Source organism: Rhizobium indicum, assembly GCF_005862305.2.
GTDB lineage: Bacteria > Pseudomonadota > Alphaproteobacteria > Rhizobiales > Rhizobiaceae > Rhizobium > Rhizobium indicum.
The window spans coordinates 832,450-852,312 of sequence record NZ_CP054022.1 but is presented as its reverse complement, the minus strand read 5'-3'; the positions used below and the strand labels follow the sequence as shown (position 1 = coordinate 852,312).

The following is a 19,863-nucleotide window of genomic DNA, read 5'->3' as shown; positions in this document are numbered from 1 at the left end:
GCGCCTGGACGTTGGCACTTCTTTCGCCAGTTGTATCCGGACCTCCGGATCGACACGCGGCGGGGCCGTGGCTGCGGGGCGCCTCACCTTGCAGAGAATGCTTGTTGGAACGGCCTGCATGACTTTGACCGTTCCGTATTGCTCGACCGCAAGGATCCAATGGCAAAGCAGCTGATCATCGACACTGCCATGATCGGGATAACGGCCTGGTGGTCGCCGGTCATTTCCAGGATGATGACGAAGGCAGTCATCGGTGCCTGCACTACGCCCGCGAAATAACGCGCCATGCCAGGGATGGCCGCCAACGTGATGCTGGTACCAAGCAGCGAACCGACCGTGCTTCCGAATCCAGCACCGACAGGAAGCTGGCGGCGAGCTTCTCGACGAAGAACGGCAACCGCAGGGCCCTTCCTTCGAGCGCCACCGCCGACACCACGGGTCAGAACCAGGCCCCAGTCGCGACAGTTCGGTCGGCGCGCCGCAAATCGCGAGGCGTCACCGGTTCGACTGGCATCAAGGCGAGCAATACAAACCTATAGTCTTAGCGCGCATTCCCTGGCAGGTGGAATGCCTGCTGGAAATAGGATCGGAAGGCGAGCATCGGCGGTGAAAGTTCGAGGTTCTTACGCCATGCAAGACCAACATCCATGGCCGGCACCGGATCGCGCACATTGATGGTTTCGATCCGCCGTCCTTCCAGTGACCAAGGCCGGTGCACCATGTCGGAGAGGATTGCCACGCCTTGGCCGTTGGCGACGAGGGATCGCACCGCCTCGACGGATGACGTGCGCAGGATCACCTGGGGCTGGTAGGGCGAGGCGCTCCAGTATTTCAGCGACGAATGGGCCGCCTCGTCGACGGTCAGCATGATGTAAGGTTCCTCGGCGATTTCCTCCAAACCCACTGAATCTGCCTGAAGCAGGTGATGCTGCGCCGGCACCCACAGGCGGCGGGTCGAACTCAACACCTTTTCCGTCACAAGCGATGGGTTGAGGATGTTGGAGGTGAGTAGCACCGACATATCATAGCGGTTGGTCAGAAGACCTTCCTCGATCGATTCCCGTGTCAATTCGAAGAGTTGGATATCGAGCTTGGGGAAGAGGCGCCGCAGCCGTTCGATGTGCAGGGGCAGAAAATAGCCGATGACGGTATAGGTTGCCGCCACCGTCAGGGTACCCTCGACTTCGTTGTTGACGACGTTCAGGTGCGTTGCCTCATCCACCTTTTTCAGGATGTCATAGGCATGCGACAGGAACTGGCGCCCGGCCGCCGTCAGGTCCATGCCGTGTGGGGCACGGATGAACAGGCTGGCGCCGACGGTCTGCTCCAGTTCCTTGATCGCCGTCGTCACGGCGGACTGCGAAATGGAAAGATCTAGCGCAGCCTGTGATATCTGGCCGAGTTCCGCGGTCGCGACAAAATAACGAAGCTGCCGGAGACTGAGCGCCATGACGATGCCTTCCTATTCAATAAACCAAAACATGCCATCGGAAAATCAGAAGAGCCGACCCAAAAAGCGGCATAGATCCGCACGCAAAGGCGCACGCTCGTCTCAACTGATTGTAATTACGTGTTTCTGGGGTGCATCAAATCTGAGCACTGTATTCTGATTTTTAGATAGAAAGCATAAAAAAATAGAATTTTTCAAATGAATTAATTCGTCCTAGCCTGATTTTGTCAAAAAAGCGGCAGACGGAAGCGTGGCCCCATGCAGGCAGGCGAGGAACAGTACGTTGATCGATGCAGTAGACATCAATTGCGACATGGGCGAAGCCTTCGGCCGGTGGCGCGTCGGCGATACCGACGACACAACGCTGATGGCGTTGATCAGTTCGGCCAATATCGCCGCCGGTTTTCACGCCGGCGATCCGAACCTCATGGATCAGACGGTTCGTCTCGCGACGGAGCATGGCGTCGGCATCGGCGCGCATCCAGGCTATAACGATCTTCAGGGTTTCGGCCGCCGCAAGATTGCCGGAACGGCCAAGGAACTGGTCAACGACATGGTCTATCAGGTCGGCGCGCTGCGGGAGTTCGCCCGTCGCCACGGCGCCCGCCTGCAGCATGTGAAGCCGCACGGCGCTCTCTATATGGAAATGGCTGTGAACGCCGAGCTCTCGCAGATCTTCGTGCAATACATGCGCACCGTCGAGCCCAATGCCTACATCTTCTGCATGGGCGGTTCGGAAACCTACCGGGTCGCAAAGGAAGCCGGCCAGCCGGTCGTGCGCGAGTTCTACGCGGACCGCGACTACGACGACACCGGCTCAATCGTCTTTACCCGCGATGCCGGGCGTCCGGATCCCGCCGCGATCGCCCGAAAGGTCGTGCGCGCCTGCAGGGAAGGCAAGGTCAGGACGGTCACCGGCAGCGATGTCGACATCGCCTTTGAATCCATCTGCTTCCATTCCGATACGCTTGGCGCGCTCGATATCGTGCGCCAGATGCGCGCGGCGCTGAATGCCGAAGGCATCCGCATCGCGCCGGTTTCGGAAATCGCAGGCCACTGAGACTTTAAGCGGAGAGAGACATGAGCAAGCTCGAAATCAGATCGCCCTTGCCGGGCACGTTCTACCGGACGCCGGCGCCGGACGCGGCCCCGTTCAAGGCGGACGGCGACGCGGTCGCAAGTGCCGACACCATCGGCATGATCGAGGTGATGAAGACATTCCAGGAAATCCCGGCAGGCATCGACGGCACGGCCATCCGCTTCCTCGTCGATAATGAAGAGCCGGTGATGGCCGGCCAGGTGATCGCAGAGGTGGACGCATGACCATCCGCTCGCTCCTCGTTGCTAACCGCGGCGAGATCGCGGTGCGTATCATCAAGGCGGCAAAGGCGCTCGGCATTCGCACCGTGCAGGTCCACAGTGCCGCGGACGCCGATATGTTGGCCGTGAAGCTTGCCGACGAGGCCGTCAACATCGGCCCGCCATCCGCCGCCAAATCCTATCTCAATATCAATGCCGTTGTTTCTGCCGCCAAGGCGACCGGCGTCGATGCAGTGCACCCGGGCTATGGCTTCCTCTCCGAAAATGCCGATTTCGCCGACGCGGTCGAAGCTGCGGGCCTGATCTTCATCGGTCCCAAGGGTGATGCGATCCGCCTGCTTGGCGACAAGGTCGCCGCCCGCGCGGTGGCCGCCCGCGCCGGCGTGCCGACCGTTCCCGGCAGTGCCGGACGAATCGCCAGCCTCGATGAGGCCCGCGCCATCGCGGACAAGACCGGCTTCCCGATAATGATCAAGGCGGCTGCCGGTGGCGGCGGGCGCGGCATTCGCATCGCCGACAACATGGCGGACCTGGAAAGGCATTTCCCGCAGGCCTCGGCGGAGGCCGCTGCCGCCTTCGGCGATGGCGGGCTTTATCTCGAGAAGGTCATCACCAAGGCACGTCATGTCGAAGTGCAGATCCTTGGTGACGGCGAGAATTTCGTTCATTGCTTCGAGCGCGAATGCTCGCTGCAGCGCCGCCGCCAGAAGGTCTGGGAAGAAGCGCCGTCCTTCCTGCTGCCAGCGGACGTGCGTGAAAAGCTGTGCGCCAGCGCGGTGGCGCTTGCCAGGGAGGTCGGCTATCGCGGCGCGGGCACTGTCGAATATCTCTACGACGAGATCGCCCGCGAATTCTACTTCATCGAGGTCAACACCCGTATCCAGGTGGAGCATCCGGTGACCGAGATGATCACCGGCATCGACCTCGTGCAGGAGATGATCAAGGTTTGCGGCGGCGCCAAGCTGTCGATCGCACAGAAGGATATCGTCGCGCGCGGCCACGCCATCGAATGCCGCATCAATGCCGAGGATCCGTCCCGCAATTTCATGCCGGCACCAGGGCGGATCGAGACGCTGAAAGTTCCTGAGGGCGAAGCCATCCGCTTCGACACTATGCTCTACGAAGGTTATTCCATCCCTCCGTTCTACGATTCGCTCGTCGGCAAGCTGATCGTCTGGGCCGAAAGCCGCGACGCATGCCTTGAGCGGCTGAAGAGCGCGCTCGAAGGCCTGACGATTACCGGCATTCCAACGACGGTGCCGCTGCATCTGGCGCTTGCCAGCGACGAGAGCGTCCGGCGCGGCGCGTTCCACACTCGCTTCCTCGAAACATGGCTTGAAACCGAATTCGCCGGTCTTTCCGGCAAGACCGCGGAGGTTGCCTGATGAGCATACGATATACGTTCGGGGGCGATGAGCATCTGTTCATCGAATGCAGTGAGGAGATGTCGCTCGAAGCATTCTTCACCAGCCTGTCGATGGCAACCGGGGTTCGCGAAAGTGGCATCAAGGGGGTGACCGAAATCTGCCCGGCCAACGCATCGTTCCAGATCAAGTTCAATCCCGACATCATCCACCCCGACGATATCCTGCGGGAGGTAAAGTCGATCGAAGGAGCCGCCAGCAAGGCCGAACCGGTGATCAGGACCCGCATCGTCGAAATTCCGGTGTTCTACAATGATCCCTGGACGCACGAAACGCTCATGCGCTTCCGCGAGCGCCACCAGGATCCTGCGGGTACCGATCTCGACTACGCCGCCCGCATCAACAATTTCGGTTCGGTCGATGATTTCGTCGCCGCCCATTCGGGTTCGCCCTGGTTCGTCTCCATGGTTGGTTTCGTCGCCGGGCTGCCGTTCATGTACCAGATGGTCGAGCGCCAAAGGCAGATCCAGGTTCCGAAATACCTTCGCCCGCGCACCGATACCCCGAGACTGACCGTCGGCCATGGCGGTTGCTTCGGATGCATCTACTCGGTACGCGGTGCCGGCGGCTACCAGATGTTCGGCATCACCCCGATGCCGATCTTCGATCCGACCCAGACCACCAGCTATCTCCGAGACTTCATGGTGTTCTTCCGCCCCGGCGACATCGTCAAGTTCAAGCCGATCGGCCGCGATGCCTACGACCAGGCGGTCGAGGATGTCGACAAGGGCCGGTTTGCTCCGCCGATCCGCGAGGTCAGCTTCGATCTCAGGGAGTTCCAGAAGGACATCGACGGCTACAACGCCACGCTGGAGGGCATGCTCAATGGCCATTAAGGTTCTCCACCATGGTCTCGCCACCACCGTCCAGGATCTCGGCCGGCCCGGCTATTTCCACCTCGGCATACCCGTCGGCGGTGCGATGGACCGTTATGCGATGCGGGCGGCAAACCTGCTCGTTGGCAATGACGAGGGTGCTGCCGGGCTTGAAGCCGTCTTCATCGGGCCGAAGCTTGAATTCACCGAGGATGCACTGGTTGCCGTCACCGGCGCCGAGATGCCGGCCAAGGTCGACGGCGTCGCGCAACCCGGCTGGACCGCCTTCAAGGTCAAGGCCGGGCAGACCCTGACCTTCGACTACCTTAAATCCGGCGCACGTATCTGCATCGCTGTCTCGGGCGGCATCGATGTGCCGGAAGCACTTGGCAGCCGCTCGACCTATCCGATCGGCGCGCTCGGCGGCTACAAGGGCCGGGCGATCGCAGCCGGCGACGAACTTCCGGTCAGCACTGCTAGTCTTGCGACCGAGGGTCGGACGGTCACCGAGGATTTGCGCCGTAAGCCGGGCATGCTGGCGGAGCTTCGCGTTTTGCCGGGCCTCTACTGGCACCGCGTCACGGAAGAATCGCAGCAAAACTTCTTCGCCGACGAATGGAAGGTCGCCAACGAGGCCGACCGCATGGGTTATCGCTTCAAGGGCGGACGCAAGCTCGATTTCGTTGAGCGCGAGCAACCTTTTGGCGCGGGTTCCGATCCGTCGAACATCGTCGACAGCTGCTATCCCTATGGCTCCATTCAGGTCCCGGGCGGCACCGAACCGATCATCCTGCACCGGGACGCCGTCTCGGGTGGCGGCTACTTCATGGTTGGAACGGTCATCTCCGCCGACATGGATCTTATCGGCCAGCTCCAGCCTCATACGCCCACCCGCTTCGTCAAGGTGACGATGGACGAGGCGCTTAAGGCGCGGGCGGACCGGCAAGCCCTGTTGACCAGCCTTCGCACGGCATTGGCCTAGGAAGGGGCGATCCGATGCGGGCTTTGCGACATGGCGACTGTGGCAGCGGGAAAGGCAAGTCGGCGTTGCCGCTATTCCATCACCCGCGTCAGATAATCGGCCGTGACGCTCGGGCCTGGAATGATCGCAACGATCTTCATCTGGGCGATCGTGCGGTTGACGGAGGCATCGAGGTGGCTCTCCATCATAGCGGCAGCGGCCGTCGCCGCGCCACGCATCAGCAGCTCGGCGATCAGCCGAAGCTCGGTGATGATCGCCGGATCGCCGGGAAGGCCAAGGCGGCGAAGCAGGCGCTCGGTCGCCGTCACCGGCAGAAGATTGTTGCGGATCAGATCCTTCAGCCGTTCGTTCGGAGTCGCCAGAACGCAGGTTTCGATGAAGCTGGACTGGATGGCCTCGACCGCACCGAGATAATCTTTCGGCTGTTGCTGCTCCAGCGTGGAGAGGCGGGTAAACAGATCGGTCAGGACGGCGTGGTCGATATGCCCTGCACCGACAACGATAGCCTGTGGCTCCAGCATGCGCCGCAGAACGAAGTGATCCTTGACGATCTGGGCCGTCAGCGGGCCGGCGATCCAATGCGAACTCTGGTTCTTGCGCACGAGCCCGCGCTCGCGCAGCCGGGTCAGCACGTCGCGCACGACGGTGCGGCTGACGTTGAAATGGTTTGCAAGCTCGATCTCGACGATGCGGTACTGGCCGAACACGACGCATCCGGCCACATCCGCCTCGACGGTATTGTAGATGCGCTCCCAGGACGATCGGCTCTGGAGTGCCTCGTCGGCATGGCTCGTAATGTGCAGTCCAAGCGCCTTGATATCGGTGCGGTTGGGCTCGATGCCTCGATTCGGCGCTCCGACGAGATAGCCCCGGCCGCTGAAGCGATGCAGAAGCCCCTCGGTTTCAAGAGTTTGCAGCGCACGTTGAACGGGCGCGCGGGAAATTTGCAGGATGTCCGCAATGGGACCTTCGAGCAGCACCAGACCCTCCGGCAGAACGCCGTCGATAATGTTACTGCGCAGAATATCCTCGGCGATTTCGTATCGCTTCTGTGCGGTCGATCTGGTTCGATCTTCGGTCATGAAATCCGGCGCTTTCCCTCTGGCCGATGTCCTAAATTCAGTTTTACGCATTTGCAGGGAGTAAGGACAGGGCAAAAATAAAATGATTATTGAATACAATGTCACGATAAAATTCATTTTGTCGAGAGAGTGAATGAATGGGTAGCGACCTCGGGCTGAGGTCGACCTGATAAGGCACCCGCATTCTGCTGCTTGATCAGCTGCTCCGGTTTATTGCCAGTTTTGTTGGGAATAGTTCTCTTATGAGGTGCAAAGTGTGTTTGGACTTGCGTAGATCGTCTGCGGCACGAAAAAGCTGTGCTGGCTTTCGAAGGGTGCCCCTGTGTCTTCGGGTGCGCCGAGCCGACATGTCTTGATTTTGTAAAAAGCCTATTGAATACAAAAATCATTCATGTCATAGTTTTTGCAATGCAGGCGCTCGCAAGAAGCGTAACAGGTGGAACTTTCTTAAAAACGCCAAGGAACATCTCTTGACGCGCGTGTGATGTTTGCGCGAACGGCTTTTGCTTGCCTGCCGGGACCTATCAGCGGTTCGGGTATGGGCGAAGCTTTGCCGGAAGAATGTTCCTTGCCTTTGAAACTGGCAGGATAGCGATGTCGGCAGCTCTTCAACTCATGAACGTCTCGAAATCCTACGGCGACCTCAAGGCGTTGGACAGGGTCGAACTGGCCTTGCCCGATGATGCCTATATCTCGCTTCTCGGCCCGAGCGGGTCCGGCAAGACCACGCTTCTGCGGGTGATTGCCGGTTTCGAGGAGCCGGAACAGGGCGCGATCCTGTTCGGCGGCAAGCGGATTGACGGCATCGCGCCGCACAATCGCGGTATCGGTTTCGTCTTCCAGAATTTCGCCCTGTTTCCGCATCTTTCGGTCTCGGAAAACATCGCCTTCGGCCTTGTCAACCGCGAGCTTAACCCGGTCACCGATGCCGCCAGCGTCAAGGCCAGGGTGCGCGACATCATTTCGCTGGTCGGACTGACGGGCCTTGAAGACCGGGCCGTGACGCAGATTTCCGGTGGCCAGCGCCAGCGCGTCGCTCTGGCCCGCACGCTGGTGACCGAGCCGAAGATGGTTCTGCTCGACGAGCCGCTCGGCGCGCTCGACGCCAATCTGCGCTCCCGGATGCGCACCGAACTGCGTGCTATCCGCGAGCGCTGCGGCGTCACCTTCCTGCATGTCACCGGTAGCGAAAGCGAGGCGCTCGCCATGGGCGATACGGTGCTGGTGCTCGACCGTGGGCACATCGCCCAGTCCGCTCACTCCGATCTCCTCTACAACCGCCCGGCATCGTCTGCCGTCGCGCGCTTTCTCAATTGCTACAATCTGTTTTCCGGCAGTGTTGCAGGTGATGTTTTCGTCAGTCCGACCGGACGATTTGCGCTGGGGGGCTTTCGCCAGCCGGCATCGCAGCCTGCCTATGCGATCCGCTACGACCGGGTCGATATCCGCGAGCAGAATGCGCCGATCCTTCAGGGAGAGGTTCGTCTGGAGGGCATTTTCGTCGCCAGCGAATATTCCGGGGCGGCAATCAATTCTTTCTTCGCGCTCGATGACGGCCGAGTGTTCGAGGTGGAATCGCACCTCAGCCGCTCCGCACCGCAAACCTATGTCGAGAAAGGCCGCTACGCGCTGGTCTGGAAGCGGGAGGACGCTCTTGTCTTTGCCTGAAAACGCCCTGCCTGAAAAGTCCGGTCGCAAACGCCCTTGCCTATTCTGGAGAATGAGAGATGACGATGGTCGCGATTGGCGATGAAGCGCAGGTCGAAACGACCAGCAAACGGAAGTTCTCCGGCCCCGCGTTCTGGCTGCTGGCGCCCGGCGTGATCTGGATGGTGCTGTTTCTGGTGCTGCCGATCCTGATGATGGTCTATGTCTCGTTCTGGACGCAGACGACCTTCAAGATCGAACCGACCCTGACGCTGAGGAGCTGGATCACCTTCTTCAGCAGCGAGACCTATCTGGGTGCGCTCTGGACGACGGTGCGCATCTGGCTGATCGTGCTATTCTCGACGGTGCTGGTCGGCTATCCGGCCGCCCTTTTCGTCGGTCTGTTCGTCAGGAACAAGACGATCCAGACCGTTCTTCTGGTCCTCTGCGTCATTCCCTTCTGGACCTCGTTCCTTATCCGCGTCTTGGCTTGGCGGCCGATGCTCGGCAAGGAAGGTGCGATCAACCTGATCCTGATGAAGATCGGTGTCGTCCAGCAGCCGATCGAGATCCTGCTATTTTCCGAACTGTCGGTCATCATCGGCATGACGCAGATCTACTGCGTCTTCATGGTCGGTCCGATCGCTTTCATGCTCGGCCGTATCGATCCTTCGGTGATCGAGGCTGCACAGGATCTGGGAGCCAGCTTCGGCCGCATCTTCCGCACCATCATCCTGCCGCTGTCCATGCCGGGCGTGGTCGTCGGCGGCATCTTCGTCTCGGTTATGGTTCTTGGCGAATTCGCCACCTCGGCCGCACTTTCGGGCCGCAAGGTCAACCTGCTCGGCAACATCATCGTTACCCAGGTCGGGTCGCTCAAATGGGCCTTCGCGGCGGTGGCAGGCGTGGTGCTGACGATCCTCATGGGCGCCGTGGTCGCTGCCTTGCTCAGGATCGTCGATCTCAGGAAGGAGCTCTGATCATGAACGCAACCGGCATCAAATTCGGTCTCGGCACCTATACCGCGCTCTTCCTCGTCTTCCTGTACGGGCCGCTCGTGGTTCTGGCGATCCTGTCGTTCCAGACAGGGCCGGAAGGCGGACCGCAGTTTCCAATCATCGAATGGTCGACCTACTGGTACAAGCATCTCTTCGGTCTGACGCCGCCCTCGCGCATCGCACCGTTGCCGATCGAGCAGGCGCTCGTCCGGTCGATGGGGCTGGCGGTGATGACGATGATCGTCTCGACGGTTCTCGGTGTTTCGGCGGCGCAGGCGTTCCGTCGCAAGTTCAAGGGCTCGGGCTTTGTGTTCTATCTGATCGTGCTCGGCATGATGGTGCCCGGCGTGCTCGTCGGCCTCGGCATGGCGCTGGTTGCCAACTCGCTCGGCATCGACCGCCATTGGTGGGGCACGGCCTTCGTGCTGCACGTCGTCTATACTTTCCCCTTCGCCTTTCTGGTTATGCTGGCCATTTTCAACCGCTTCGATCCGAGCGTCGAAGAGGCGGCCTGGTCGCTCGGGGTCTCGCCGGCGCGGACCTTCCGCAAGATCACCTTTCCGCTGATCTTTCCGGGCGTGCTGTCGGCCATGCTGTTCGCCTTCACGCTGTCTTACGACGAGTTCTCGCGCACGCTGTTTGCCTCGGGCCGTGACCTGACGTTGCCGCTGGCCATCTACGGCACTTTCTCGGTGGAAGTGCATCCGAATGTCTTCGCCTTCGGGGTGCTGACCACACTGTTCTCCTTTGCGCTGCTGGGCACCTACGCCGTGCTGATGACGCTGTCCGTGCGCCGCGCCAAGCAGACGGCAATCCAGGAGGAGGCGTGATGGTGACGCAAAAGCGCTCCGCGATCGTCACGGGTGCCGGCTCCGGTATCGGCCGGGCCATCGCCCACAAGCTGGCAGCCGAGGGCTACGCGGTGATGGTCAACGATCTGTCGCTGGTCCGGGCCGATGCGGTCGCCGGTGAAATTCAGGCGGCAGGCGGAACGGCTGCCGCCATTGCCGGGGACGTGTCATCCGAAGACGACGTGGCTGCCATCCACGCCGCTGCGGTGACGGCGCATGGCGAGACGCATCTCCTCGTCAACAATGCCGGCATCGCCCATCAGGCGCTGTTCGAAAATCTCGAGGTCAAGGATTTCGACCGGATGTTCGCCGTGCATGTGCGCGGCACCTTCCTGATGACCAAGGCGGTGCTACCGGCGATGCTGGACCGCGGCGAGGGGGGCGTCGTCAATGTCGCCTCGCAACTCGGCCAGATCGGCGGCGTCGAGCTTGTGCATTATTCCAGCGCCAAGGCGGCCATCATCGGCATGACCAAGGCGCTGGCCCGCGAGGTTTCCAAGCGCGGCGTGCGGGTGAACGCCGTGGCGCCGGGGCCGATCAACACGCCGCTGGTGATGGCGCTGTCCGACGACTGGCGCACCGCCAAGAAGGCCCAACTGCCGCTTGGGCGTTTCGGCGAGCCTGAGGAGGTGGCCGAAACGGTCGCCTTCCTCGCATCGTCGGCAGCGAGCCTGTTCGTCGGCCAGACGCTCGGGCCGAATTCCGGCGATGTGATGCTGTGAGAGGGACAAAACCATGACTGGACCATCGAAACGTATTGCCATCGTCACCGGCGCCGGGATCGGCATCGGGCAGGCGACGGCCAAGGCGCTTGCCGCGCGTGGCGACCACGTCATCGTCACCGACATTCTGGAAAAGCAGGGAATGGAGACAGCGCAGGCCATTCTGTCGGCTGGCGGATCGGCGGAATTCCAGCTTTACGACGTGCGATCGACCGAGGCCACCGAGGCGCTGGTGGCAGACATAGAAACCCGCCACGGCGGTATCGATGTGGTCGTCGCCAATGCGGGAATCGCACACCGCACGCCGCTGGCAAATCTCACCGACGAAAAGTGGGACCTGACCTTCGACATCGATCTCAAGGGCATTTTCCGGCTGGCGCGGGCGGCGGCTCCCGGCATGCGTTCGCGCAAATCCGGCAGCATCGTCGCGCTTTCCTCGATCATGGGCATCGCCTATGGCTGGGACGAGCATGTGCATTATTCGGCGGCCAAGTCCGGCGTCATCGGCCTCGTGCGCGGTCTGGCCGTGGAATTGGCGCGAGACGGCGTGCGGGTCAACGGCATCGCGCCCGGATACATCCGAACGGCGCAGCTTCTGTCCGAAGAAAATTCTCTGGGTCCGGCTGGGGCTGAAAAGGCTGCCGAATTCATCCCGATGGGGCGGCTCGGCACGCCTGACGATATCGCGGACGTCATCGCATTTCTGGCGTCGAACGACGCGAGATACATGACCGGCCAGGTGCTGGTCGTGGATGGAGGCCTCCTCGTGGGGCGCTACTGAACCGTTGAGGCTTGAGCGGTGGCTGTTATCGCCGCCAGCGGCCTGCGGAGACTGAGGAAGGGGCCGCGATCAAACGGGGTTCCGGGGAATAACAATCAACTGGAGAAGAGACATGTCCAACATGGAAATCAATCGCCGCTCCCTTCTGAAGCGGTCCGCAGGCGTCATGGCGCTTGCCATGGGCGGCGGCACGCATCTGCTGTCGTCGCGCGCAGCCTATGCGCAGGCGGCCGACCTTGCCGGCCAGCAGCTGCGCACTATCGGCCTTTCGGTCACGGTTCAGGAACGCATTCTTGAAGAATTCAAGAAGGCGTCCGGCGTCGGCGGCACCTCTGGAACGGCAGCGACCTTCCCGGATGCGCAGACCAAGATCCTGTCCGGTTCGAAGGACTATGATTGCTGGGAAATCATCGCCGAGCGTCTGCCGTCGATCGTCATGACCGACAATGTCGAAGTGATCCCGGCCGCATCGTTGAAGAACTGGGCGAACATTCGCGAGGTGTTCACCAAGCCGAGCGACAAGTGGGACGTGAAATCGCAGATCACCGGCCAGATCTGGGCCGACGAGGCGCAGACCACGCTCAACATGGTGCCTGCCGTCTATAACTACGATTCGATCGGCTACAATCCCGACGTCGTCAGCGCCGAGGAAGCCAACACCTGGGCGGCGATCTTCGATCCGAAGTGGAAGGGCAAGTCCGGCCTCAACACCGACCCGCTGATCGCTTTCGGCCAAGCCATCATGGCGATGAACACCCTCGGCCTTTCCAACGTAAAAAATCCCGGCAATGCCACGGCGGCTGAAATCGACGAGGCGGCTGCGTTCCTGATTTCGAAGAAGAAGGAAGGTCAGTTCCGCGCGCTGTGGGGTGATTTCGGCGAGCTCGTCAACTTGATGGCATCGGGCGAAATGGTCGTCTGCGACGCCTGGCAGCCGGCGGTCATGGCCGTCAAGGCGCAGGGCAAGCCCTGCAAGTACGCGGTGCCGAAGGAAGGTTATCGCGGCTGGGCGATCGGCCCAACGATGATCGCCGGTACGACCAACAAGGAAGCCGTTATCGCCTACGCCGACTACTGGCTTTCCGGGGAGCCCGGCATCGCGGTTTCCGAGCAGGGCTACTATTCGCCATCGACGAACATCAAGGATGTCATGGCACCGGAGAAATATGCCTTCTGGTATGAGGGCAAGCCCTGGGTCGGCGCGGAAGAGCGCGGCATCAAGGAAGGCGATCTTCGGGACGGTGGTTCGCTTGAGGAGCGCGCGGCCAATGTCGCCTATTGGCACCAGTGGCCGGATGAATACGACCACCTCATCCAGAAGTGGGATGAGTTCCTGAGCGCATAAGCTTCTTTCTACCCTCCCCCTCTCAAGGGGAGGGTACACAATCAGACGTATCCAAGACCGTCCGGAGCGACACCCATGATCTACGACCTCGAACTCAGAAATGTTGGCAAGGTCTACGACAACGGCACACCGGCCGTCATCGACTTCAACCTTTCGGTCACCAAGGGCGAGTTTATCGCGTTTCTCGGACCGTCCGGCTGCGGCAAGACGACGACGCTACGTATGATCGCAGGCTTCGAGGGGATTTCCTCCGGCGACATGATGATCAAGGGCGTGCGGATGAACGACGTGTCACCGCAGGGGCGGCCGACCTCGATGATCTTCCAGAGTTATGCGTTGTTTCCGCACATGACCGTGCGCCGCAATGTCGGCTACGGTCTGGAGGTCAAGGGCCTGGCAAGGGCGGAGCGTGATGCCAAGGTCGATCGCATCCTTGCGACACTCGGTCTGGAAGATATCGCCGATCGCAAGCCGGACAAGTTGTCGGGTGGCCAGCGCCAGCGCATCGCGCTTGCACGCGGCCTCGTCGTGGAGCCGGATATACTGTTGCTCGATGAGCCGCTCGGCGCGCTCGACGCCAATCTGCGCAAGGCGATCCAGAACGAATTGAAATTGCTACAGAAGACACTGGGCATCACCTTCATCTTCGTCACTCACGCGCAGTCGGAAGCACTGGCGCTGTCCGACCGCATCGTCGTCATGAATCAGGGCCGCATCGAGCAGATCAGCCCGCCGCATCAGCTCTATACAAGGCCGAACACGCCGTTCGTGGCTCAGTTCATCGGCCGCAACACAATCTTTCAGGGCGAGGTGCAGGGCGCCGACGGGGAAAACACCGCCGTGTCCACGCCTGTCGGCATGCTGTCGGGGCGCGCCAATGGCACAGTGCCCGGCAAGACCAAGGTCAATCTGGTCATTCCCGCCGAGGCGATCGAAGTACATGCGGCCGATGCACAGTTGCGCGAGCGTCTTGTCGGCAAGATCGGCGGCAATGTCGTCGATGCGCGGATCGAGCGGTTCGACGTGGTCGGCCACGTCTCGCACCTGACGGCCAGTCTGCCGGACGGGCGCTCCGTCGCGCTCGAGGCGCACATCGACAAATATCAGCCCGAGGCCTTTCCGGTCGGCTCCGGCGTTCTTCTATCCTGGAACCCGGCGGAAGCCACCGTCATTCCGGTCCACTGAAACGACACTTTCTGACAAGAAACCACAAGGAGACATAACCCATGGCGAAGGAAATCTTTTGCAGCTTCGGCGTTGACGTTGATGCCGTTGCAGGCTGGCTCGGATCGTATGGCGGCGAGGATTCGCCGGACGATATTTCGCGCGGGCTTTTTGCCGGCGAGGTGGGCAGCCCACGCCTGCTGAAGCTGTTCGAGCGTTTCGGTATCAAGACGACCTGGTTCATCCCCGGTCACTCGATCGAGACCTTTCCGGAGCAGATGCAGGCGGTGGCTGATGCCGGCCACGAGATCGGCATTCATGGCTATACCCATGAAAACCCGATCGCGATGACCCGCGAGCAGGAAACCGAAATTCTCGACAAGTGCATCGATCTCGTCACCAAGCTTTCCGGCAAGCGGCCGACCGGCTATGTCGCGCCGTGGTGGGAGTTTTCCAACGTCACCAATGAATTGCTTCTTGAGCGCGGCATCAAGTACGACCACTCGCTGATGCACAACGACTTCACGCCCTACTACGTGCGTGTCGGCGACAGCTGGACCAAGATCGACTATTCGAAGAAGCCGTCCGACTGGATGGTCCCGCTGAAGCGCGGCCAGGAAACCGACCTGATCGAAATTCCCGCTTCCTGGTATCTCGACGACTTGCCGCCGATGATGTTCATCAAGAAGGCACCGAACAGCCACGGTTTCGTCAATCCGCACGATATCGAGCAGATGTGGCGCGACCAGTTCGACTGGGTCTATCGCGAAATGGATTATGCCGTCTTCCCGATCACCATCCATCCGGATGTCGCCGGCCGTCCGCAGGTGCTGATGATGCTGGAGCGGCTTTTTGCGCATATGAGCAAGCATCCGGGCGTCAAGTTCGTTACCATGAACGAGATCGCCGACGATTTCGCCAAGCGCTTTCCGCGCAAGAAGTAAACGGCAAGACGAGGAGCGGGCGATGTCGGCTCCTTTCACATATTCAAGGAAATACTATGTGCTCGCTGTGCGGGGTTCTCGGAGGAAATGAACACTGGGCCGATGCGGTGGCGCGGCCCGGCGTTTTCACGCGCAATGTCGAGCGGATCGACCGGCGGCGCGAGCGTGCCAACCGGGTGCGGGTGGCAAACCGGGTGCTGGCGGGTTTCGGCATGACGCTGTCGGACTGGCAGGGGGCGTCCTTTGTGTTGTCGACGCGTACCGGCAAAAGCGAGATCATCGAAGATCTCGGCCATCTCTGGCCGGCTGCCGAGCGGCTTTCAGGCCGGATCTGCGATCCCCTGAATATCGATATCATCGGGCGGATGGAGGCGGCGCGCGATGGCGAATAGCCCGGCCTTTACTCCTGTCAACCTGCTCACCGGCTTTCTCGGCTCGGGCAAGACGACGCTGCTGAAGCGGCTGCTGACCGACCCGGCGCTGGCAGAGACGGCCGTGCTCATCAACGAGTTCGGCGAAGTCGGCCTCGATCATTATCTGCTTGAGCGGATCGACGAGACGATGGTGTTGCTGCAATCGGGATGCCTCTGCTGCACCGTTCGCGGTGAACTGGCCGATGCGCTGCGCGACCTGCATTCCAGGCGCGAGCGTGGGCTCATTCCGAATTTCAAGCGCGTGGTGATCGAAAGCACCGGCCTTGCCGATCCCTTTCCCGTGCTGTCGACGTTGAAGGCCGACCCGGTGTTGCGGCATCACTTCCGGCTGGGCAACGTCATCGCGACGGTCGATGCCGTGAACGGCATGCGCCAGCTCGATACCTATATCGAATCCAACCGGCAAGCGGCGATCGCCGACCGGCTGGTGTTGACGAAGACGGACATTGCCGATGAAGACGGTCTGGACCTTCTTCGGGAGCGGCTGCGGCGGATCAACCCCGATGCCGCTCTGCTATCAACGGCGGATAAGGAGCTGGATGTCGCGGGGCTGTTTGACGAGGCTGTTGCCACACGTGGCAGCATCGCTCAATCGCCGAGCGGCTTTTATTGCGAAACACCGGCCATGCTGGAGACGGCCGACGGCGGCACCCATCAGGCGGCCGTCACCTCCTTCGTCATGAGCGTCGAGGGGGCCATAGACTGGACTGCGTTCGGCGTCTGGCTGACCATGTTACTCCACCGGCACGGCGAACGGGTGTTGCGGGTGAAGGGCATCCTCAATCTTGAGGGCGAGGCCCGGCCCGTGGCCATCCATGGCGTGCAGCATCTTGTTCACCCGCCCACGCATATGGCTGCCTGGCCCTCGGACGATCGCCGCTCGCATATCGTCTTTATTGTTGACGGACTCGATGCCAGTCTGCTGAAACGGTCCTTCGAGGCCTTCACCCTCGCAGGACCGGAGCCCTCCCTGGCGGGGGGAGCACCGTCAGCACGACAGGACGTCCAGACCTCTTGATGAACAAGCATCATCCAAACCCGCAACCACCTGCCACGCCTGCGCTTCATCTTCAGGGCCGGCCGAAGCTGCGCGTGCTCGGCACGGCAATCTCCCTGCTGGAGGAACTACGTCTGCAGGCCGAGCAGGATCTCGGCATCGACGTCACCTTCGATAACAACGACTTCCTGACGACGCAGCACAAGGCGGCGCAGGAGCCTGGAAGCTACGACATTTACGACCAGTGTTTCCACAATCTGGATATCGTCTGGTACTGGCGCGCCGTGCAGCCGATCGATACCAGCCGGATCAAGCTGTGGTCCGAGATCAACGATCTCACCAAGACCGGGCATATCGGGCCTAACGCGCGGCTGGGACAGGGCGATGTACCGGCCAAGAAGCTGTTCGTACAGCCGAACCTCGCGCTTGGCGATACGCCATCGCCGCGCATTTCGATGTTGCCGACGACGCACAATTTCGACAGTTTCGCCTACCGTACTGACGTGGTGAAGCATACCGTCGAGATGAATTCCTGGGCGTCGCTGCTGAACGAGAAATGGGCGGGCCGCGTCTCCTTGGTCGATGAGCCGGCCATCGGCATTTTCGATGCTGCGCTGGCCGCGCAGGCGGCAGGACTGATGTCGTTCAACAATATCGGCAATATGACGGTGGCCGAAATCGACCGGCTGATCGATCTACTGGAAGCACGCAAGAAGGACGGTTTCTTCCGGGAGTTCTGGCGAACGGCAGAGGATGCCGCTCGGTTGATGGTCGATGGTGAAACCGATGTACAGAGCATGTGGTCGACGGGGATTAACATTCTGAATGGGCAGGGCATTCCCGTCGAGCAGGCGGTCCCCGTCGAGGGCTACCGAGCCTGGCATGGCGGTCTGTGCCTGTCAAAAGATCTGAGTGGCCGGATGCTCGATGTCGCCTACGAATATCTGAACTGGTGGATATCAGGCTGGCCCGGTGCCGTCGTCGCGCGTCAGGGTTATTACATCTCGACGCCGCAACGTTCCCGGCAGTTCATGATGCCGGCAGAGTGGGATTACTGGTACGGGGGGCTCCCCGCCGCCACCGATCTTCCCGGCCCGGATGGATCGGTGCGAATTCGCAAGGGCAGCATAAGGGCCGGCGGGTCATACTGGCAAAGGGCAAACTGCATCGCCGTTTGGAACACGACGATGGATGAACACAATTATCTCGTCCGCCGGTGGATGCAGCTTGTCGGGCGGTAGAAGGGGAATGCATGATGCCGTCTCACGGTGGAAAAACAGTCGCCCAGCTTTCCGTGCTGATCCAGAACGGCGCGCTTGATCCGGTGGCGCTCGCTGAGGAAACATTTGTCGCCATTAACAGCTGCAAGGACCAGTCGATCTTCGTCAACCTGCTGGAACAGCGGGCGAGGGCTGAAGCCGCAGCTTCGTCCAAGCGCATCAGGGATGGTCGTTCGCTTGGCCTGCTCGACGGCATTCCGGTTGCCTGGAAGGATCTTTTCGATATCGAGGGGCTTGCAACAACGGCCGGCTCCACCGTGCTCAAGACATCGGTACCCGCAACTCGGGACGCCGATGTCGTTGCGGCGCTTGCCGGGGCCGGCATGGTCAGCATCGGCCGTGTCAATATGAGCGAGTTTGCCTTTTCAGGGCTCGGCATAAATCCTCACTACGGAACGCCGCAGAACCCGGCCTCGACCGATGGTGCACGGTTGCCCGGCGGTTCTTCGTCCGGCTCCGGCGTTGCGGTGGCATCCGGACTGGTCCCGGTTTCGATCGGGACGGACACGGGCGGATCGGTTCGCATCCCGGCAGCCTTCAACGGCATCGTCGGCTACAAGGCAACCCGCGGCCGCTATTCCATGCGAGGTGTTTTCCCGCTGTCGAAAAGCCTCGATTCGCTCGGGCCGCTCTGCCATACCGTGCAGGATGCGGTGTGGATCGATGCGGCGATGCGCGGCCTCGGCGCACCCGATGTTCGCCGTAGCTCGGTCGAGGGTCTTTCACTCGTCGTTCCCGAAACCATCGTTTTCGATGATGCGGAAGCGGGCGTGGTGTCGGCCTTCGAGGCGGCCTTGAAGCTGCTGGAAAAGTCCGGGGCAAAAATTCGGCGGCAGGCGTTTCCGGCCTATGCCGCAATCTTTGAGCTGATGGCGAAATACGGCCCGCTGGTGACGGCGGAAGCCTTCGTGCTGCACCGGGAGCGTTTGGCTGGACCGGAGGCCGAGGGAATGGACCCTCGCGTGGTTGCTCGCACGCGGCTGGGCGAGAAGATCACTACGACAGGCTATATCGAGACATTGGCCACCCGTGAGCATCTGATGGCGGAATTTGCGTCAAGCATCGGACCGGGCGAACTGGTCGTGTCGCCGACCTTGCCGCATGTCGCGCCCCTGACCGCACCGCTTTTGATCAACGACGAGCTTTTCGTGAAAACCAATGCCAAGACGTTGCGCAACACGCTGATCGGCAACTTCCTCGACGGCTGCAGTGTCTCGATCCCCTGTGGCGTGGGCGATGCCGGCATGCCTGTCGGTCTGCTGCTTTCCGGCTTGCCGAATGGCGACGAGCATTTGCTTTCGGTCGCGCTGGCCACAGAAGATGCCATACGATAGCTCCAATCTGACTGTGCTATTCTTGCTGATTGCTGAAGCACCTCGGTCTCGACTGACTTCGCGAGGACTACCTTCTAGCGTGATGCTCCGCGCTTGCGTGTAAGCGGTTGCCACCTCAGAAAGATCGCCATAGCGGACGAGCACCCTCTAGTTTCTGTGGTCTTCGCTGGGCTGCTAAGTGCCTTCGGGTATAAGAGGCGATGTCGTCTCGGACGTATTTGGGGCGTAGCGCTGCACGTGAATGACCGGATCGCCAGTTCGAATCCTACAAGGCGTTCACATCTGGCCCCAAA

General features: G+C 61.0%; 19 protein-coding genes and 1 pseudogene. 17 read left to right on the top strand and 3 right to left on the bottom strand.

Translation table 11 applies throughout. The features are described from left to right. Positions 1–173 precede the first annotated feature (173 nt). Both FFM53_RS28315 and FFM53_RS28310 read right to left on the bottom strand, forming a co-directional pair. A pseudogene (locus FFM53_RS28315) lies at positions 174–421 on the bottom strand (chloride channel protein); the annotation flags it as partial. 120 nt (positions 422–541) lie between these two features. Continuing rightward, a complete protein-coding gene (locus FFM53_RS28310; protein ID WP_138390778.1) occupies positions 542–1,450 on the bottom strand; it encodes a LysR family transcriptional regulator in 909 nt (302 codons plus the stop codon). Between the two features lie 283 nt (positions 1,451–1,733). Here FFM53_RS28310 and FFM53_RS28305 point away from each other — a divergent pair, with 283 nt between their 5' ends. The 5 genes from FFM53_RS28305 to FFM53_RS28285 are packed head-to-tail and all read left to right on the top strand — an operon-like array spanning position 1,734 to position 5,991. Further along, complete coding sequence (locus FFM53_RS28305; protein ID WP_138390779.1) at positions 1,734–2,510, top strand: 5-oxoprolinase subunit PxpA; 777 nt, start codon at positions 1,734–1,736, stop codon at positions 2,508–2,510. A gap of 20 nt (positions 2,511–2,530) precedes the next feature. After that, positions 2,531–2,773 (top strand): acetyl-CoA carboxylase, encoded by a 243-nt coding sequence (locus FFM53_RS28300; RefSeq protein ID WP_138390780.1) that lies wholly within the window; start codon positions 2,531–2,533, stop codon positions 2,771–2,773. Then, entirely contained in the window at positions 2,770–4,155 is a 1,386-nt protein-coding gene (locus FFM53_RS28295) for an acetyl-CoA carboxylase biotin carboxylase subunit (RefSeq protein ID WP_138390781.1), read from the top strand. The genes FFM53_RS28300 and FFM53_RS28295 overlap by 4 nt, the downstream gene beginning before the upstream one ends. Next, on the top strand, positions 4,155–5,030 hold the full coding sequence (locus FFM53_RS28290) for a 5-oxoprolinase subunit B family protein (RefSeq protein WP_138390782.1): 876 nt from the start codon (positions 4,155–4,157) through the stop codon (positions 5,028–5,030). The genes FFM53_RS28295 and FFM53_RS28290 overlap by 1 nt, the downstream gene beginning before the upstream one ends. Then, on the top strand, positions 5,020–5,991 hold the full coding sequence (locus FFM53_RS28285; RefSeq protein WP_138390783.1) for a 5-oxoprolinase subunit C family protein: 972 nt from the start codon (positions 5,020–5,022) through the stop codon (positions 5,989–5,991). Before FFM53_RS28290 ends, FFM53_RS28285 begins: the two co-directional genes overlap by 11 nt. 71 nt (positions 5,992–6,062) lie before the next feature. Here the strand turns inward: FFM53_RS28285 and FFM53_RS28280 are convergent, their stop codons facing one another. Next, positions 6,063–7,073, bottom strand: a complete 1,011-nt coding sequence (locus FFM53_RS28280; RefSeq protein ID WP_171598354.1) for a GntR family transcriptional regulator — start codon at positions 7,071–7,073, stop codon at positions 6,063–6,065. Between the two features lie 594 nt (positions 7,074–7,667). On the opposite strand from FFM53_RS28280, the gene FFM53_RS28275 reads away from it, so the two are divergent. The 12 genes from FFM53_RS28275 (at position 7,668) to FFM53_RS28220 (ending at position 19,570) form a co-directional block, all read left to right on the top strand. After that, the gene (locus FFM53_RS28275; RefSeq protein ID WP_138390785.1) at positions 7,668–8,741 is read left to right on the top strand and encodes an ABC transporter ATP-binding protein; all 1,074 of its coding nucleotides are present in this window, start codon (positions 7,668–7,670) and stop codon (positions 8,739–8,741) included. Between the two features lie 59 nt (positions 8,742–8,800). Next, complete coding sequence (locus tag FFM53_RS28270) at positions 8,801–9,700, top strand: ABC transporter permease (protein ID WP_138390786.1); 900 nt, start codon at positions 8,801–8,803, stop codon at positions 9,698–9,700. Positions 9,701–9,702: 2 nt separating this feature from the next. Continuing rightward, complete coding sequence (locus FFM53_RS28265) at positions 9,703–10,548, top strand: ABC transporter permease (RefSeq protein ID WP_138390787.1); 846 nt, start codon at positions 9,703–9,705, stop codon at positions 10,546–10,548. Next, complete coding sequence (locus FFM53_RS28260; protein ID WP_138390788.1) at positions 10,548–11,291, top strand: SDR family NAD(P)-dependent oxidoreductase; 744 nt, start codon at positions 10,548–10,550, stop codon at positions 11,289–11,291. The genes FFM53_RS28265 and FFM53_RS28260 overlap by 1 nt, the downstream gene beginning before the upstream one ends. A gap of 13 nt (positions 11,292–11,304) precedes the next feature. After that, a complete protein-coding gene (locus FFM53_RS28255; protein ID WP_138390789.1) occupies positions 11,305–12,072 on the top strand; it encodes an SDR family NAD(P)-dependent oxidoreductase in 768 nt (255 codons plus the stop codon). Between the two features lie 112 nt (positions 12,073–12,184). Further along, a complete protein-coding gene (locus FFM53_RS28250) occupies positions 12,185–13,417 on the top strand; it encodes an ABC transporter substrate-binding protein (protein WP_138390790.1) in 1,233 nt (410 codons plus the stop codon). 75 nt (positions 13,418–13,492) lie between these two features. Continuing rightward, positions 13,493–14,602 (top strand): ABC transporter ATP-binding protein, encoded by a 1,110-nt coding sequence (locus FFM53_RS28245; protein WP_138390791.1) that lies wholly within the window; start codon positions 13,493–13,495, stop codon positions 14,600–14,602. Between the two features lie 41 nt (positions 14,603–14,643). After that, on the top strand, positions 14,644–15,525 hold the full coding sequence (locus FFM53_RS28240) for a polysaccharide deacetylase family protein (protein WP_129420989.1): 882 nt from the start codon (positions 14,644–14,646) through the stop codon (positions 15,523–15,525). A gap of 56 nt (positions 15,526–15,581) precedes the next feature. After that, positions 15,582–15,917, top strand: a complete 336-nt coding sequence (locus FFM53_RS28235) for a hypothetical protein (protein ID WP_138390792.1) — start codon at positions 15,582–15,584, stop codon at positions 15,915–15,917. Continuing rightward, positions 15,907–16,977, top strand: a complete 1,071-nt coding sequence (locus FFM53_RS28230) for a CobW family GTP-binding protein (RefSeq protein WP_138390793.1) — start codon at positions 15,907–15,909, stop codon at positions 16,975–16,977. The genes FFM53_RS28235 and FFM53_RS28230 overlap by 11 nt, the downstream gene beginning before the upstream one ends. Further along, the gene (locus FFM53_RS28225) at positions 16,977–18,197 is read left to right on the top strand and encodes an ABC transporter substrate-binding protein (RefSeq protein ID WP_138390794.1); all 1,221 of its coding nucleotides are present in this window, start codon (positions 16,977–16,979) and stop codon (positions 18,195–18,197) included. Before FFM53_RS28230 ends, FFM53_RS28225 begins: the two co-directional genes overlap by 1 nt. 11 nt (positions 18,198–18,208) lie before the next feature. Continuing rightward, positions 18,209–19,570, top strand: a complete 1,362-nt coding sequence (locus FFM53_RS28220; RefSeq protein ID WP_138390795.1) for an amidase — start codon at positions 18,209–18,211, stop codon at positions 19,568–19,570. Positions 19,571–19,863: the final 293 nt, after the last annotated feature.